The following is a 15,012-nucleotide window of genomic DNA, read 5'->3' as shown; positions in this document are numbered from 1 at the left end:
CCTACTTTATTTTGTAAAACTTAGTGTAAAACAAGTTCCATGGTTAAGTACAGAATCTACTTTGATTTTACCACCTAGGGCCTCGACAAAATTTTTGCTAATTGCAAGTCCTAAGCCATGGCCGTTGTCACTGGTATTTCTTGAATCTTCTATCCTGTAGAATCTATCAAAGATCCTATCAATTTGATCTTCTGCAATTCCTATTCCATCATCGATTACTTTTATTTCGATTTTTTTATTATCTTCAGTAAGGTATATTTCTATATTCCCATTTTCTCCAATAGCTTTCATGGCATTTGATATGAGATTATTTAAAATTTGCGTGAACTTATTTTTATCAGTATACATAATAACGTTTTCAGCAAGATTTTCTGAGATTTTTATGTTATTTTGTTCTGCTTTTGGCAAGAAAGCATAGGCAATTCTTTTAATAAGATTAGTAATATTTGTATCTTCGTTTCTTACTTGGATAAATTCAACATTTTCATCAAAGGTCTTTTTTAGACCAACAATCAAATCTTGTAAGCGAATTACATCTTCAAGCAAAATATCCATTGTTTGACTATCAGCTTCTACAATCCCGTCTTTAATTGCTTCTATGTAAAGTTGCAAATTCGTTAGGGGAGTACGCAATTCGTGAGATATATCTTGAGCGTATTGTTTTCTAATATTTTCTTGATTTTTTAAGTTATTTGATAAATAAGTTATATTGTCTTGGAGATTCTCAATTTCTATAATATCAGTATTTCTATCGGTAACTTCATATTTGCCATCTTTAATTTTTAGTGTATCATCGCTAATTAACATAATAGGTTCTGAAATGTTTTCAGATAAAATTAGACTTATGACAAATCCAATTATCAAAGAAATTACTAACCCATAGATTATTGCACTTGTAAAATTTCTTTGCAAATCTTCTATAGGTTCAGGATTGACATTATAGGTTATATTTAAAGTTCCAGACCTTTTGGCCTTATCAGCGTTAAATAATTTTAAATGCTCTCTTTTTATTGGGTAAGTATTTGAAGGATTTCTACCAAAAACTTCATAAGAAATTGTTCCGTCAGGTTCTTCAAAATTAATATCAACTTCAAGATCCTTGGCAAGATTATCAAGTCCTTGCCACATCTCTTCAATGCTTGTGTTGGGATCTTTTTGATATTTTATAAACCAAGTGCTAACTTCTGTCACTCTGACATCTTTCATTTCCATTAGCATCTGTCTGTAGTTAAATGTGACAAAAATAGTAACCAAAATTGAGAAAACCAAGACGCAAGCTAAAATACCTGCGACAAAGTTTCTTATAATTTTACTCTTTAATGTAATCATCTACTCCACCAGATTTATAACCCATACCATAAATTGTTTTGATATAAGCAGGTCTTTTTGGATTATCTTCTATCTTTGATCTAATATTTTTTATATGAGTGTCAATCGCCCTGTCGTAGGCATCGTAATCATAACCAAATGTAAGAGCGATAATTTCATCTCTTGAAAAAATTTTATTTGGAGAAGAGAAGATAGTTTTTAAAATTTGAAATTCGTTTTTTGTTAGCAAAACTTCTTTTCCATCTTTAAAGATTCTATTGTATTGTAAATCCATTTCCAATCTTCCATCGGAAGTTTTTATAATATCGGCTCTAGGAATATTGTATTTTTCGATTCTTCTAAGAACTGCCTTTACTCTTTCGACCAATTCTTTTGGGGAAAATGGTTTGGTCACGTAATCATCAGCTCCAAGTCTTAATCCTTCTACACGATTATCTTCCTCAACCTTTGCAGAAACCATAATTATTGGTAAATCAGACTTGTTTCTAATTTCCTTTATAACTTCTTCACCAGGTAATTTTGGCAACATTAAATCTAGTATGATTAGGTCTACTTCGTTATTATTAAAAAGCTCTAAGCCCTCTTTGCCATCAAAAGCTTGCAAAACATTATAGCCTTCTTTTTCAAAATAAGATTTCATTATAGTTGAAATTTTCTTTTCGTCTTCAATTATTAAAATATTGATATTATTCAAAAAACTCACCTCTTCTTTCATTATACCACACAAAAGCTAGTATTATTTAGCCTTTATAAAAATGTTTAAAAAAACAAAAAATGGATATATATATAAAGTAATTTAATATTTTATTACGAAATATTTTAAAAAATGAAAGGAGATATTATGTTAAGTGGAAAAGGTATAATAATGACTTTAATATTAGGAGCTTTGGCTGGCTGGATTGCTAGTAGGATAATGGGTAAGGACTCTGAAATGGGAAGTCTTGCAAATATAATCGTAGGAATTATTGGCTCTGTAATTGGCGGTTGGATTTATAATTCGTTTTTCCTAAAAGCTGGTGGACCAGGAACTTTTGCAATAATTTTATGGTCAGTAATTGGTGCTGTAATTTTATTGTGGATTATCAACCTTGTTACGGGAAAAAACAAAGGGCCAACTAGAAAATAATTTTAATAAACTAATAAAATTTAGTAAATTTAAAAAGGGACTGTAAGAAATATTTCTTATAGTCCCTTTAAATTTAAGGATTTGTGTTTTGGTTTTGGTCAGGATTTTGATTATTTTCCTTGTTATCATCAGGATTTTTATCTTTGTCCTTATCTTTATCTTTATCCTTACCGTCTTTATCCTTCTCATCATCCTCTTCTTCTGGATCTTCAGCTAAATTTGAATATGCAGTAGGAGGTCTGTAAGTCCAATCTTTTGGATAAATTCCACCAAATTCGTTAGGATCATAATTACTTTTTGGTCTTATAAATACTCTACTTGTTATATGCCCTTCTGGTGTGATATCTGATGCTAAGAGATTATTTCTATCGTCTACTGTTATCATAACATGAACATCATCAACTTCTGTAGGCGTATTGTTTGGACCAAAAATTTCTGTTCTTATTGTTCCTCTTGGATCCCATCTGGATATATCTGAAGGAAGTTTTCCACTCATGGTATCTACTTGTATTTCAACAATGCCATCTGGAATATCAAAATTAGCTACGTCATAGCCGTCAAGTATATGATTATTGATTATATTCCACATCAAAGCAGCTCTTTCGATAGAATTTCCATTCATTCTAAGATTTTGATCATCTGCTCCCATCCAAATTCCAACTGTGTAATAAGGAGTATAGCCCATGCACCAAAAATCTACTTTATTATCAGTAGTACCAGTTTTGGTTGCATAATCTATGTCGTTAATATAGATGTTGTTGTAGCTTTGTCCAGTTGATTCTAGGGCAGAGGTTATTTGGTAAGCTGTTTCAGCAGATGTTACTTGATGAGTTATTACATTTTTATCATCAAATAAAACTTTGCCTGTTGAATCTTCAATTTTAGAAAATGTCAATGGTTCGTTGTATTTTCCTTGATTTGCTAAAGCTGCGTAAGCTGCAGTCATATCCAAAGTTGTTAGACCATTTGTCATGGAACCTAAACCTAAGGCTGCTAAATTCTCATCGTTAGTTGTAGGGTTATCTTCTTTGCTAACAAAGTTATCTTCGCCATCTTCTCTTATTATTCCAAAATTCTTTAAGTATTCTAAGCTCTTTGCAATACCTACTTCTTTTAGAGTTCTTACTGCAATAGTATTTATGGACAATTCTATGGCTCTTCTTATAGGAACAAGACCCATATAATATTCGTAAACATTCTTTGGCCAAGGTTGATCTTCTTCATTTTTCATTAATGGCACATCATCCATACCAGTTGCTAGGTTAAAGCCATTATCTAAAGCAGCTGTATAAGTTGCAATTGGTTTTATTGATGAGCCAGGTTGTCTTGGAATAGCTGAAGCTCTATCCAAAATTCTAATACCACTTTGATCGCGGCCGCCCATAATTGCTTTAATGTGACCGTTTGCTTGATCCATAATTACTGTTGAAGATTGAGGTTGGATTACTCCTTCTAAGTCTATTTCATAGAAATCTTTGTTGATAGAAAATGTTCCGTCTTCATAAGCTGTTATAATATTTTCATTTTCGTCTAAGAATTTCTTTGATATAACAATATTTTCATCCTCATCAAGACTTGCATCTTCATTGCTCTTAAAAGTAATGTGTCCAGTCTTGTGAGTTCTTAAATTTTTGTTATTCTCATCTAAGGAATAATAATTCCTAAAGTATAGGTTAGTTTGGTCAAGATAGGCCTTGTAAGTTGATAGAACTAAATTTCCATCATCATCATACCAAGCTTCATCATCTCTAAGTCTAATATCGTTATTGTCATTTAAGATGTTGCTTTTTGCATAATATAACAAATTGCCATCGCTATTTATTATATTTCCATATTGGTCATAGCGTAAATCAAGTAGAGGAGCTTGATTCCATCCTGAAGTATCGCCCATCAAATATGAGGAAAAATCTGCGTAGATATTTTCCAATTCCTTTTGCATGTCTTCATCTATGGTTGTTGTTATCCTTAATCCACCATAATAAAGTCTATCCCAAGCTTGGTTTTCGCTTAAATTATAGATTTCTTGTAATTTTCTAACAACTTGTTTTTCTAGCAAGGAGTTAAAATAGCTTGCAATTTCGGTATTTGATCTTTCAGCAGGCTTAATAGTGCTTGCAACATCGAAATTTTTGGCTTCATCGTATTCTTTTTTAGAAATCCAGCCTAGTTCAAGCATTTTTTCTAGGGCATATTGTTCTCTTTTATAAGGATTTTCATTATAAATCGCTGCATATTTTTCACCATCAATACTAAATTCTCCCATAACTCTTTGATCAGTAACTTCACTTACTTTTATTGCTTTGTAAAGAGAATTTTCAGATGGGGATTGGACTATACTTGCAAGAGCTGCACACTGAGCTAAATTTAGCTCTGAAACGTCTTTGTCAAAATATGTTCTTGCAGCTGCTTGAACACCGTAGGTATTTTGTCCCATAAAAACTCTATTTAGATAAGCTCCAAGTATTTCATCTTTACTCAAGGCTTTTTCTATTTCCAAAGCCAGATAAATTTCCTTAATTTTTCTTTCGTAGGTTTGATCATTTGTAAGGTAAGTATTACGAGCAAGTTGCTGAGTTATTGTGGAGCCCCCACGGACAATACTACCAGCTCTAAAATTTTCTAGGGCAGAGCCTAAAATAGATTGAAAATCCAAACCAGGGTGCTTATAAAATCTCTCATCTTCTATTGAGACAAAAGCAAGCTTTAAAGCTTTTGGGATTTTTTTATAATCAATTATTTCTCTGTATTCGCTAGTAGCTATAGAATCAACTTCATTTCCATTTTCATCAACTATAGTGGAATTTTGACTCATTTCATACTTGATAATGTTTGGATCGATTTCTGGGGCAGTTTTCATAACTTCAAGTATTGCTCCTCCCATAAGTCCTCCAAATACAACAAGGATAGATCCTATGCCAAGTATTATTATCAAAATTAGTTTTATCACTATAGAGGCAATTTTTTTAAACATTTAGCCTCCTAAATTTATTTTTTTATTTATTTATTTCAATATCAATTCTATTTTATCATTTTTTTAATAATATATCTATATCTTAGCATCTTTATAATATTTTTAGCTATCGTATAATCTTTTAGAAAGGATGTTTATGCAGGAAGTTATACAAGTTAATGTTTTAAATAGAGAAGATGATCTTGATAATAAAATATACGAATTAGAATCGTTAATAAATACGGCCGGTGGCAAATCTATGGCTTATGTAAGTCAGGTTGTAGAAAAAGTTAATCCAAGATTTTTTATAGGCAGTGGAAAAGTATCTGAAATTAAAGATTTGGCAAAAAAACTAGGGATAGATACAGTTATTTTTGATGTGGAACTATCAGCTAGTCAATTATATAATCTTGAAGAAGAGTTAAAACTTCACGTTGTTGATTGGACTAGTCTAATCTTAGATATCTTTGCCCAAAGAGCAAATACTAAAGAAAGTAGACTTAAAATTAAGCTTGCTCAACTAAAATACCAATTGCCAAGACTTAACAAATGGTTTTCATATTTGTCAAGACAAGCTGGTGGTATAGGAACAAGAGGTCCTGGTGAAACCATGCTTGAAACCGACAGGCGTGCAGTAATACGTGACATAAAATCTCTTGAAAAACAATTAAAAGATGTAGAAAAGACAAAAATTACAAATAGAAAATCAAGAGATAATATTTATAATATATCTTTACTAGGTTATACTAACGCTGGAAAATCAACCATACTTAATGGTATGATGCATTTGTACGGTAAAGATAAATTTGTTTATTCTGATGATTTATTGTTTGCAACTTTAGATACATCAACCAGAAGATTAGATTTTTCAAATACCAAGGTAACTCTTACCGATACTGTTGGTTTTATCGATAATTTATCTAAAGAATTAAATGATTCATTTTTGACGACTTTAGAAGAAATTAGATTTGCTGATATGCTTTTAATTGTAATTGATGCAAGTTTAGATATCGATCATCAAATAAAAACCATAGAAAAGGCAGTAGAGGACATAGATTTAGAAGATAAGCATATTTTATATGTTTTTAATAAAATGGACAAAATTGATGATGATTTTAAAGTCAAACTTTTTAAAAGAGAAGAAGATAGGATTTATATCTCAGCAAAAGATGAGAAAGATTTAGTAAAACTTAAAGAGAAAATCGTAGAAATTATAAAAAAAGATTATAAAAAAGTTTCTATGCATATACCTTTTTCAGATGGAGATGTTTTGGATTATTTGATGACAAATTATGATATTTTGGATACAAAATACGATGGTCTGGGAACAATCATTCAATTTGAAATATCTAGTGAGGATATGAATAAGTATGGAAAATATATCGAATGCATATAAAACTGTAAAAGGCGAGATAAAAAGTGAGTTTACTGAGCAAAAATCTATTTTTATCACCAACATTAGCCATGTTGAAAGTGAAGATGACGCTAATAAATTCATAGAAGAAATATCTGAAAAATATAAGGATGCTACTCATAATTGCTCTGCCTTTATAATCAATACAAATCCTTTGATTAAAAGATATAATGACGATGGCGAACCTACAGGTTCTGCTGGCCTTCCTATGCTAAGTGTTTTAGAAAAAAATGATGTAAAAAATATTGTGGCAGTTGTTACAAGATATTTTGGTGGCAAACTTTTGGGCAAGGGAGGACTTATTAGAGCATACTCTAAGGGCGTAAGTGAGTGCTTAAATAATAAAATTATTTACAAAAGACCTTTTTTTGTAGTAGAATTAATTCATTCTTATAATGTCTTAGGTCAAATTGAAAATTACCTAAATGAAAATAAAATATATATTATTGACAAAGATTTTACAGATAAGGTAAAGATGAATATTTATTTGTCAGAAGAATCCTTTGATAGAATAACTGAGGATTTGATAAATTTGACCAGCGCAGAAATTTCAATAAAAAAAATTAAAACTGAAATGCTTTATAGTAAATAGGAGGATTTATGTCAGGACATAATAAATGGAGCAAGATTAAAAATAAAAAAGGAACAGAAGATGCTAGACGTGGTAAAATTTTTACCAAACACGCTAGAAATATTACAGTTGCAGCAAGGCAAGGTGGAGATAATCCAGATTATAACCCAACATTAAAAGCTGCAATTGATAAGGCAAAAGCTGATAATATGCCAAATGATAATATTGAAAGAGCAATCAAAAAAGCAACTGGCGAAGGAGCTGCTGACAATTACCAAAGAGTAATTTATGAAGGTTACGGTCCAGGAGGAGTTGCTATAATAGTTGATTGTCTAACAGATAATATCCAAAGAACAGCCCCAGATGTAAGGCATGCTTTTGATAAAAATGGTGGAAATCTTGGAACTGATGGATCTGTTATGTTTATGTTTGAACATAAGGGTGAGATTTTAGTTGACAAAACCAACAAAGATTTCGATCAATTTATGATGGATGCACTTGAAGCTGGATGCGATGATGTAAATGAATATGGCGAATTTTACCAAGCTCTAACAAGCCTTGAAGCTTTTAACGATGCTGTCGATAAACTTAAACAATTAGCCTATGATATAAATAGTGCAGAAATTTCATATATAGCAGCAAATTTAATAGAAGTTTCTAGTGAACATTTTTCTAATTTGGAAAAATTAATTGATACCCTTGAAGATAATGATGATGTCCAAGATGTCTTTACAAACTGGGATTTACCAAGTGAGGAAGAATAATGGAATTTAATTTTAATCCAGTAGCTTTTTCTATTTTTGGCATAGAGATACGTTGGTATGCTTTGATAATAATTGCTGGTATGCTTTTGGGAACTTATTTTGCTAAAAAAGAATTTGTAAGACGTGGATTTGATGAAGATTTCGTCTATGATGTCTTATTTGTAATTGTTCCGATAGGAATCTTGGGTGCAAGATTTTGGTATGTTTTATTTGAATGGGACTATTATTCTTTAAATCCAATCCAAATCCTAAATATAAGAGCAGGAGGACTAGCAATTCATGGTGGAATAATTTTTGGACTTTTAGCCTTGTATATTTATGGCAAGAAAAAAAATCTGCCATTTTGGGATATGGCTGATGTCCTAATTCCTTCACTTGTTTTAGGCCAGGCAATAGGCAGATGGGGAAATTTTATGAATCAAGAAGCCCATGGAGGTCCAACAGATCTTCCTTGGGGGATTATAATTGATGGAGTTAAAGTTCATCCCACTTTCTTATACGAATCTATTGGGGATATGGTAATTTTTCTTATTTTAATTAATTGGAGGAAAAATAATCCAGACAAGGGAAAAATTTCTGCAACATATTTTATAGGATATGGAATTTTGAGATTTTTTGTAGAAGGATTAAGAACAGATTCCCTATACATTGGATCCATAAGAACGGCACAGTTAATATCAATAATATTTGTAATAGTTGGAATAATTATATTTTATATATCAGATAAAAATAATCTCCCACCTTATTTTAAAGAGGAAAAAGTGGTAAAAAAAGAAGAAAAGATCATAAACTTTAAGTAAATTAACAAATTAATATAAAAACAGATAGAAATCGACTCAAATAGTCGATTTTTTGTTTGCTTTAATTTCAAATATGGTATAAAATAATTATAAAGTGGAATGAAGTGGTTAATGGTGGTAGATATGTTTTTAGGAGAATTTACTCACAAAATGGATAATAAAAATCGAATAATGATGCCTAGTGAGTTTCGTGATATTTTATCAGAAGAATTTTATATCACAAAAGGCCCTGAAAAATCTTTAGTAATATACACAAAAGAAGAGTTTGAAAAACAAAGTCAAAGACTTGATAACCTAGTAATTGAAAACAAAAAAAACAGGGCAATAAAAAGACTTTTCTTCTCATCTACTATCAAAACAAGTCTTGACAAACAAGGTAGAGTCTTGCTTAACAAAAATTTGAGAGATTATGCAAATATTGATAGCGAGGCGATGATTATTGGCAACAACACAACCATAGAAATATGGGATGTAGCAACTTGGGAAGCTTACATTAATGAAGTCGAGGTGAATTTATCCGATATAATGGATAGTTGATATGGAATTTAGTCATGTATCAGTTTTAGCTGATGAAGTTATAGAAAATTTAAATATTAAGCCAGATGGAATTTATGTAGATCTTACCCTAGGAAAAGGTGGACATAGCAAAAGAATTTTACAAAAACTTTCTTCAAAAGGAAAATTAATAGGTCTTGATCAAGATGATGAAGCAATCAAAGCTAGTAAGGAAAATCTTAAAGATTTTTCAAATGTTTTATATTTTCAAACAAATTTTGAGAATATAGATGAAGTTTTGCAATCAATAGCTATAGAAAAAGTAGATGGTTTTTTGATGGATATTGGTGTCAGTTCATATCAAATCGACAATGCAGAAAGGGGGTTTTCCTATATGCATGATGGTCCTTTGGATATGAGGATGGACACAAGTAATGAGTTAACAGCAGAAAAAATTATAAACGAATATTCACAAGATGAACTTTCTGAGATTTTCTCTAAATATGGTGAGGAAAGATTTTCAAAAACCATAGCTAGAAATATTGTCGAATATAGAAATAAACAGCGAATAGATACGACTTTTAAGCTTAGAGATATCATAAATAACAGCGTAAAATCTAAAGAAGCTCATCCAGAAAAAAGAGTTTTCCAAGCTCTTAGGATAAAGGTAAATAGAGAATTAGATGTCTTAGAAAATACTATTGAAAAAGCAGTTGATCACCTAAATGAAGGCGGAAGATTATGTATAATAACTTTCCATTCCCTAGAAGATAGAATAGTAAAAAATAAGTTTAAGGACTTAGAAAAAGACTGTATATGTCCACCCAATTTCCCAGTTTGTGTTTGTGGGAAAGTTTCTAAAGTTAAAATTATCACCAACAAACCTATTGTTGCAAGCAAAAAAGAACAAAAAGAAAATTCAAGGTCAAAAAGTGCAAAATTAAGAGTGTGTCAAAGGATTTAATATGGCTGAGATAAGGATTAGAGCAAATTCAATAAATACTAATGAAAATAGAAAAAGACTTAAAGTAAAAGAGACTAAGGAAGTTTCTCCTAAATATAGAAATAGAAGCTTAGAAAAAAGAGCTTTTCGCTTTAAAAGAATTTTTACTATATTAACCATATTTATTATTGCTATTTTTGGATATTTTAATTTACAAAAAAGAAAACAATTGAATAATAAAAGATACGAGTATAATACACTTATGAATGAAGTTATATCAAAACAACTTAAAAAAGATAGATTGAATGCAAAACTTGAAAATGCTATTGATCTAAACAGAATCCAACGCTATGCATTAGAAGAGCTTGGAATGGTATATGCTAATAATGATAAAGAAGTGGCAAATGAAAATGGTAACTAGATATGAATCAAATTTTTAAAATAGCTTTAATAAGTATTATATCTTCAATAGCTTTAGGATATGCGATAATACCTATCCTAAAGAATATGAAAGTAGGTCAAAATATTAGAAAAGAAGGGCCAAAAAGTCACTATCAAAAGGCTGGAACTCCAACTATGGGTGGCGTAATTTTTATAATTGCAGCTTTTTTGATTACCTTGATTTTTGTACCTTTTGATTTAAGTACATTAATTTTGCTACTTTCAACAATAGGTTTTGGTGCTATTGGCTTTGTTGATGATTTTAGAAAACTTGTCTTAAAACAATCTGAAGGTTTAAAACCTAAAGAAAAAATTGTTTTGCAATTTTCTCTTGCAATAATTATCACAATACTTACTTTTGTTTACAACAAAGAATCAGTCACAATGATGACTATTCCTTTTTCTAATTATCAACTACCAGTAAGTTTTTTTGGTTTTCCAATTCTAATATTTATTATTGTTGGAACAACAAATGCAGTTAATCTTACTGATGGTTTAGATGGACTAGCAGCAAGCGTATCAATTCCTGTATTTTTGTCATTATTTTTGTTAACTAGCAAAGATACGAGCAGAATGTTTTCTGTAATAATGTTTGGCGTTTTATTAGGATTTTTATTTTTTAATTCAAATCCAGCTTCAGTTTTTATGGGAGATACAGGATCAATGGCAATTGGGGGAGCAGTAGTTGCTCTTGCAATTATAGAAAGAATACCAATTTATCTTGTAATATTTGGTGGAGTATACGTTGTAGAAACTTTATCAGTTATTATCCAAGTCTATTCTTACAAGCATAGAAACAAAAAAAGAGTGTTTTTGATGACTCCTATTCACCATCATTTTGAATTGAAAGGATATAAAGAACCAAAAATAGTGACAGCCTTTACAATAGTAAGTGTTGTACTATGTTTAATAACTTTGGTGGCTATTTTATGAAAAATGTTTTAGTATACGGATTAGGAATAAGCGGAATATCTGCAGTAAAAACTTTAAGCAAAATGGGATATGAAGTTTACACTTATGATAAAAATAAAAAAGAAATTGATGAATTAAAGGGCTATGATTATAGCCCTATTTCTGATTGTAGATTAATGGAAAATTCTTATGATTTTGTAGTAAAATCTCCTGGAATTAATCCAAGTGATGAAATTTTAAGAAAATTAGCCGAAAAATTCGAGATAATTTCTGATATAGAACTTTCTTATAGACTTTTCCCTGATAAAAAATTCCTTGCAGTAACAGGGACAAATGGGAAAACATCAACTACATCTATGATAACCCACATTCTAAATGAAAATGGAATAGATGCTGTTTCTGTAGGAAATATTGGCGAGGGAATTTTGTGGCAGATGTATGAAAAAGAATGTGTATTTGTAGAAGAATTATCTTCTTTTCAACTAAAAGATACCTACAAATACCATCCGCACATAGGAGCGCTCCTTAATATTACACCTGATCATATAGACTGGCATGGATCTTTTGATGATTATATAAATTCAAAGCTAAATATTACAAAAAATCAAAATTCTAATGATTATTTAATCATTAACCATGAAGATGAAATTTTACAAGATAAGAAAAATCAAATAAAAGCAAATATTTATGAATTTTCTTCAAAAAATAAGATTGATAAGGGTTTATATTTAGAAAATAACAAGATAAAATTTGTAGAAGATGGGAAAATAATTGAAATTCTTGATGTAAAAGATTTAAAAATCATAGGCAATCACAATTACGAAAATCTCATGGCTGCAATATTAGAAACATATTTATTTGGTCTATCATTAGAAGATATTGCAAAAGCCTCAAAAACTTTTGTATCAATTGAACATCGTTTGGAATTTGTTACAGAAGAAAAAAATGTCAAATTTTATAATGATTCCAAGGGTACTAATGTCGATAGTAGTGTAAAAGCAATAGAAAGTTTTAAAGAACCATTAATAATAATTGCAGGTGGATACGACAAAAAAATTGACTACACTGACTATGTCAAAGCATTTAAGAAAAATGGTAAAGAAATGATTATCATGGGCCAAACCAAATATCAACTAAAATCTTTATGCGAAAAATTTGAAATTTCCTATAAAATAGTAGAAAATATGGAAGAAGCCGTAAAATATGCCGTAAGTCTTGCAAAAAATGGAGATATTATCTTATTATCACCAGCAAGTGCTAGCTGGGATATGTACAAATCTTACGAGATTAGAGGCAAAGATTTTAAAAATTTAGTCAATAAATACAAAGGAAACATTAGATGAGAGTAATAATTTCTGGTGGTGGAACTGGTGGACATATTTATCCAGCTATAGCCATTGCTCAAAAACTTCAAGAAAATATCAAAGATTGCCAAATTCTTTATGTTGGAATTAAAGGTGGTCCTGAAGAAAATATAGCAAAAAAATATTCTTACGAATTTAGACCTATTGAGGGAATGGGACTTCCAAGAAAAATTAATAAAAGATTTTTTAAATCCTTAACTACGAATATGAGAGGATTTAGAGAGGCTAGAAAGATTGTAAAAGAATTTAAACCTGATATAGCAATTGGAACTGGTGGTTATGTTTGTGGACCAATTATTTTTCAAGCAGCAAGTGCCAAAGTTCCAACACTTTTACACGAGTCAAATTCCTATCCAGGAGTAACTTCTAAATTTTTGAATAAAAAGGTAGATGTTTTGTGCATTTCTTATAAAGAAGCTTTAAAACATTTTAAGTATAAGGATAATATTGTAGTAACGGGAAATCCTGTTAGAAATAATTTTAAAAATGAATTTTCCGATTCTGATTTAGAAACTTTAGGAATAAAAAAAGATAGGCCAGTAGTATTCTCTTTTGGTGGATCAAACGGTTCTTATGCTCTTAACAAAGCTGTTTTAGAATTATCAAAAAATATTGGAGGAGAGTATTATCTACTTCATCAAACGGGCAAAAAAAACTACGATAAATTCATGGATGAAATGACAGAAAATGACTTTATAAAAGTTTTTGCTTATATTGACAATATAGATTTGTTTTATGCAGTAAGTGATTTGGTAATCGCCTCAAGTGGAGCAATGAGTCTTGCCGAAATATCTTCTGTAAAAAAACCTTCAATTCTAATTCCTAAAGCTTATACCACTGAAAATCACCAGCAATATAACGCTATGACTTATGTGGATAATAAGGCATCGCTAATGATTTTGGAAAAAGATTTGAGTGGATATATGTTAAATGAAAATATTTTAAAAATGATTTCTGATAAGGAAAAACTTAAAGAAATGGGCGAAGCTAGTGGAAAACTTGCCAATAAGGATGCAAGCGATAAAATTTTGGAATTTGTAATAGGACTTACAGAAAAAAATGAAAAACACTAATGATGATAGATATCTTAAAAAAAATGGAAAAACTGTAAAAAAGAATTATGTTGCTAGGAAAAATTCTTTAAAAAAAGATACAGACAAAAAATTATTTTCTAAAGGATTTGTTTTTCTACTAATAATTCTTGCTTTAGCAACTATCACTATCTGTGCGTATTTTCATCCTTATATGCAAATTTCTGATATTTATGTAACTGGCAATAATACAATATCCGATAGTGAGATAATAGAGTATTTATCAAATCCTATTGGTAAAAATATTTTATTTTATAAAGTAAACGACAGCGAGGAAAATTTAAAAAAACTCGATAAAATTGACGATGTGGAAATAAAAAAAGTTTTTCCAAATATATTAAGTGTAAAAGTTGACGAAAACTATCCTTTGTTTTACCAAGAAAATGAAAATGAAATATTTTTTATTTCTAATAAGTGCAAAGTTTTAAAGGCTGATATTAAAGATTATGACCAGTCTTTGATAAAAATAAGTGGAGCAAAAACCAAAAAAACTATAGGACAAAACTTTACTAGCTCGAAAGCTACAATTGATTTTATTAACGAAATTCAAAAATATCCTTACTTTAAAGATCTAAAAGAATTAAATTTGGAAAATAAAACCGATATTGGTATAATGTTAAGAGATATAGATGTAAATTTCGGTGATTTAAATAATATCAATTTTAAATTAAAATTGTTAGATCATATTCTTAGTGAAATCAAAAATAAGGACATAAAAGTTAGTTCAATTGATCTAAATAATGGAAAAAATCCAATTGTGAAAGTTTACAGCAAATCTTTTAATGAGAATCTCAATAAGTAATAAATATGAA

At 29.9% G+C, this 15,012-nt stretch carries 15 protein-coding genes; 12 read left to right on the top strand and 3 right to left on the bottom strand.

The window, feature by feature from the left end:
- Positions 1 to 6: 6 nt before the first annotated feature.
- Positions 7 to 1,329 carry a sensor histidine kinase gene (locus tag GAN53_RS04045; protein WP_151409711.1) on the bottom strand — a complete coding sequence of 441 codons (1,323 nt, stop codon included), beginning with the start codon at positions 1,327 to 1,329 and terminating at the stop codon, positions 7 to 9.
- Complete coding sequence (locus GAN53_RS04040; protein WP_151409710.1) at positions 1,310 to 2,023, bottom strand: response regulator transcription factor; 714 nt, start codon at positions 2,021 to 2,023, stop codon at positions 1,310 to 1,312. The genes GAN53_RS04045 and GAN53_RS04040 overlap by 20 nt, the downstream gene beginning before the upstream one ends.
- A 147-nt stretch (positions 2,024 to 2,170) precedes the next feature.
- Between GAN53_RS04040 and GAN53_RS04035 the strand changes: the two genes are divergently transcribed.
- Complete coding sequence (locus tag GAN53_RS04035; protein WP_151409709.1) at positions 2,171 to 2,455, top strand: GlsB/YeaQ/YmgE family stress response membrane protein; 285 nt, start codon at positions 2,171 to 2,173, stop codon at positions 2,453 to 2,455.
- Between the two features lie 73 nt (positions 2,456 to 2,528).
- Here GAN53_RS04035 and GAN53_RS04030 read toward each other — a convergent pair whose 3' ends face one another.
- Positions 2,529 to 5,426: a transglycosylase domain-containing protein gene (locus GAN53_RS04030; protein ID WP_151409708.1), complete on the bottom strand. Its 2,898-nt coding sequence runs from the start codon at positions 5,424 to 5,426 to the stop codon at positions 2,529 to 2,531.
- Positions 5,427 to 5,562: 136 nt separating this feature from the next.
- On the opposite strand from GAN53_RS04030, the gene hflX reads away from it, so the two are divergent.
- From hflX to GAN53_RS03975, 11 genes are all read left to right on the top strand, one after another.
- Complete coding sequence (gene hflX / locus GAN53_RS04025) at positions 5,563 to 6,801, top strand: GTPase HflX (RefSeq protein WP_151409707.1); 1,239 nt, start codon at positions 5,563 to 5,565, stop codon at positions 6,799 to 6,801.
- A complete protein-coding gene (locus GAN53_RS04020; protein ID WP_151409706.1) occupies positions 6,776 to 7,411 on the top strand; it encodes a YigZ family protein in 636 nt (211 codons plus the stop codon). Before hflX ends, GAN53_RS04020 begins: the two co-directional genes overlap by 26 nt.
- A gap of 8 nt (positions 7,412 to 7,419) precedes the next feature.
- On the top strand, positions 7,420 to 8,154 hold the full coding sequence (locus GAN53_RS04015; protein WP_151409705.1) for a YebC/PmpR family DNA-binding transcriptional regulator: 735 nt from the start codon (positions 7,420 to 7,422) through the stop codon (positions 8,152 to 8,154).
- Positions 8,154 to 8,954, top strand: coding sequence for a prolipoprotein diacylglyceryl transferase (gene lgt, locus GAN53_RS04010; protein WP_192574086.1), 801 nt, complete (start codon positions 8,154 to 8,156; stop codon positions 8,952 to 8,954). Before GAN53_RS04015 ends, lgt begins: the two co-directional genes overlap by 1 nt.
- 123 nt (positions 8,955 to 9,077) lie before the next feature.
- Positions 9,078 to 9,491, top strand: coding sequence for a division/cell wall cluster transcriptional repressor MraZ (mraZ, locus tag GAN53_RS04005; protein ID WP_151409703.1), 414 nt, complete (start codon positions 9,078 to 9,080; stop codon positions 9,489 to 9,491).
- A 1-nt stretch (position 9,492) separates the two neighbouring features.
- A complete protein-coding gene (gene rsmH / locus GAN53_RS04000) occupies positions 9,493 to 10,413 on the top strand; it encodes a 16S rRNA (cytosine(1402)-N(4))-methyltransferase RsmH (RefSeq protein ID WP_151409702.1) in 921 nt (306 codons plus the stop codon).
- A 1-nt stretch (position 10,414) separates the two neighbouring features.
- Positions 10,415 to 10,813, top strand: coding sequence for a hypothetical protein (locus tag GAN53_RS03995; protein ID WP_151409701.1), 399 nt, complete (start codon positions 10,415 to 10,417; stop codon positions 10,811 to 10,813).
- A 2-nt stretch (positions 10,814 to 10,815) separates the two neighbouring features.
- Positions 10,816 to 11,766 carry a phospho-N-acetylmuramoyl-pentapeptide-transferase gene (gene mraY / locus GAN53_RS03990; RefSeq protein ID WP_151409700.1) on the top strand — a complete coding sequence of 317 codons (951 nt, stop codon included), beginning with the start codon at positions 10,816 to 10,818 and terminating at the stop codon, positions 11,764 to 11,766.
- Positions 11,763 to 13,088 carry a UDP-N-acetylmuramoyl-L-alanine--D-glutamate ligase gene (gene murD / locus GAN53_RS03985; protein ID WP_151409699.1) on the top strand — a complete coding sequence of 442 codons (1,326 nt, stop codon included), beginning with the start codon at positions 11,763 to 11,765 and terminating at the stop codon, positions 13,086 to 13,088. Before mraY ends, murD begins: the two co-directional genes overlap by 4 nt.
- Complete coding sequence (gene murG, locus GAN53_RS03980) at positions 13,085 to 14,182, top strand: undecaprenyldiphospho-muramoylpentapeptide beta-N-acetylglucosaminyltransferase (protein ID WP_151409698.1); 1,098 nt, start codon at positions 13,085 to 13,087, stop codon at positions 14,180 to 14,182. Before murD ends, murG begins: the two co-directional genes overlap by 4 nt.
- On the top strand, positions 14,169 to 15,002 hold the full coding sequence (locus GAN53_RS03975; RefSeq protein WP_151409697.1) for a cell division protein FtsQ/DivIB: 834 nt from the start codon (positions 14,169 to 14,171) through the stop codon (positions 15,000 to 15,002). Before murG ends, GAN53_RS03975 begins: the two co-directional genes overlap by 14 nt.
- The last annotated feature ends 10 nt before the right edge of the window (positions 15,003 to 15,012 follow it).

The sequence above is a fragment of the Anaerococcus sp. Marseille-P9784 genome (genome assembly GCF_902500265.1).
Classification (GTDB): Bacteria; Bacillota; Clostridia; order Tissierellales; family Peptoniphilaceae; genus Anaerococcus.
This window is presented reverse-complemented; position numbering and strand designations above follow the sequence as displayed.

Coding starts and splice junctions, on each gene's coding strand:
- GAN53_RS04045 (WP_151409711.1), bottom strand. CDS start 1,329: ATGATTACATTAAAGAGTAAAATTATAAGAAACTTTGTCGCAGGTATT.
- GAN53_RS04035 (WP_151409709.1), top strand. CDS start 2,171: ATGTTAAGTGGAAAAGGTATAATAATGACTTTAATATTAGGAGCTTTG.
- GAN53_RS04030 (WP_151409708.1), bottom strand. CDS start 5,426: ATGTTTAAAAAAATTGCCTCTATAGTGATAAAACTAATTTTGATAATA.
- hflX (WP_151409707.1), top strand. CDS start 5,563: ATGCAGGAAGTTATACAAGTTAATGTTTTAAATAGAGAAGATGATCTT.
- GAN53_RS04020 (WP_151409706.1), top strand. CDS start 6,776: ATGGAAAATATATCGAATGCATATAAAACTGTAAAAGGCGAGATAAAA.
- GAN53_RS04015 (WP_151409705.1), top strand. CDS start 7,420: ATGTCAGGACATAATAAATGGAGCAAGATTAAAAATAAAAAAGGAACA.
- lgt (WP_192574086.1), top strand. CDS start 8,154: ATGGAATTTAATTTTAATCCAGTAGCTTTTTCTATTTTTGGCATAGAG.
- mraZ (WP_151409703.1), top strand. CDS start 9,078: ATGTTTTTAGGAGAATTTACTCACAAAATGGATAATAAAAATCGAATA.
- rsmH (WP_151409702.1), top strand. CDS start 9,493: ATGGAATTTAGTCATGTATCAGTTTTAGCTGATGAAGTTATAGAAAAT.
- GAN53_RS03995 (WP_151409701.1), top strand. CDS start 10,415: ATGGCTGAGATAAGGATTAGAGCAAATTCAATAAATACTAATGAAAAT.
- mraY (WP_151409700.1), top strand. CDS start 10,816: ATGAATCAAATTTTTAAAATAGCTTTAATAAGTATTATATCTTCAATA.
- murD (WP_151409699.1), top strand. CDS start 11,763: ATGAAAAATGTTTTAGTATACGGATTAGGAATAAGCGGAATATCTGCA.
- murG (WP_151409698.1), top strand. CDS start 13,085: ATGAGAGTAATAATTTCTGGTGGTGGAACTGGTGGACATATTTATCCA.
- GAN53_RS03975 (WP_151409697.1), top strand. CDS start 14,169: ATGAAAAACACTAATGATGATAGATATCTTAAAAAAAATGGAAAAACT.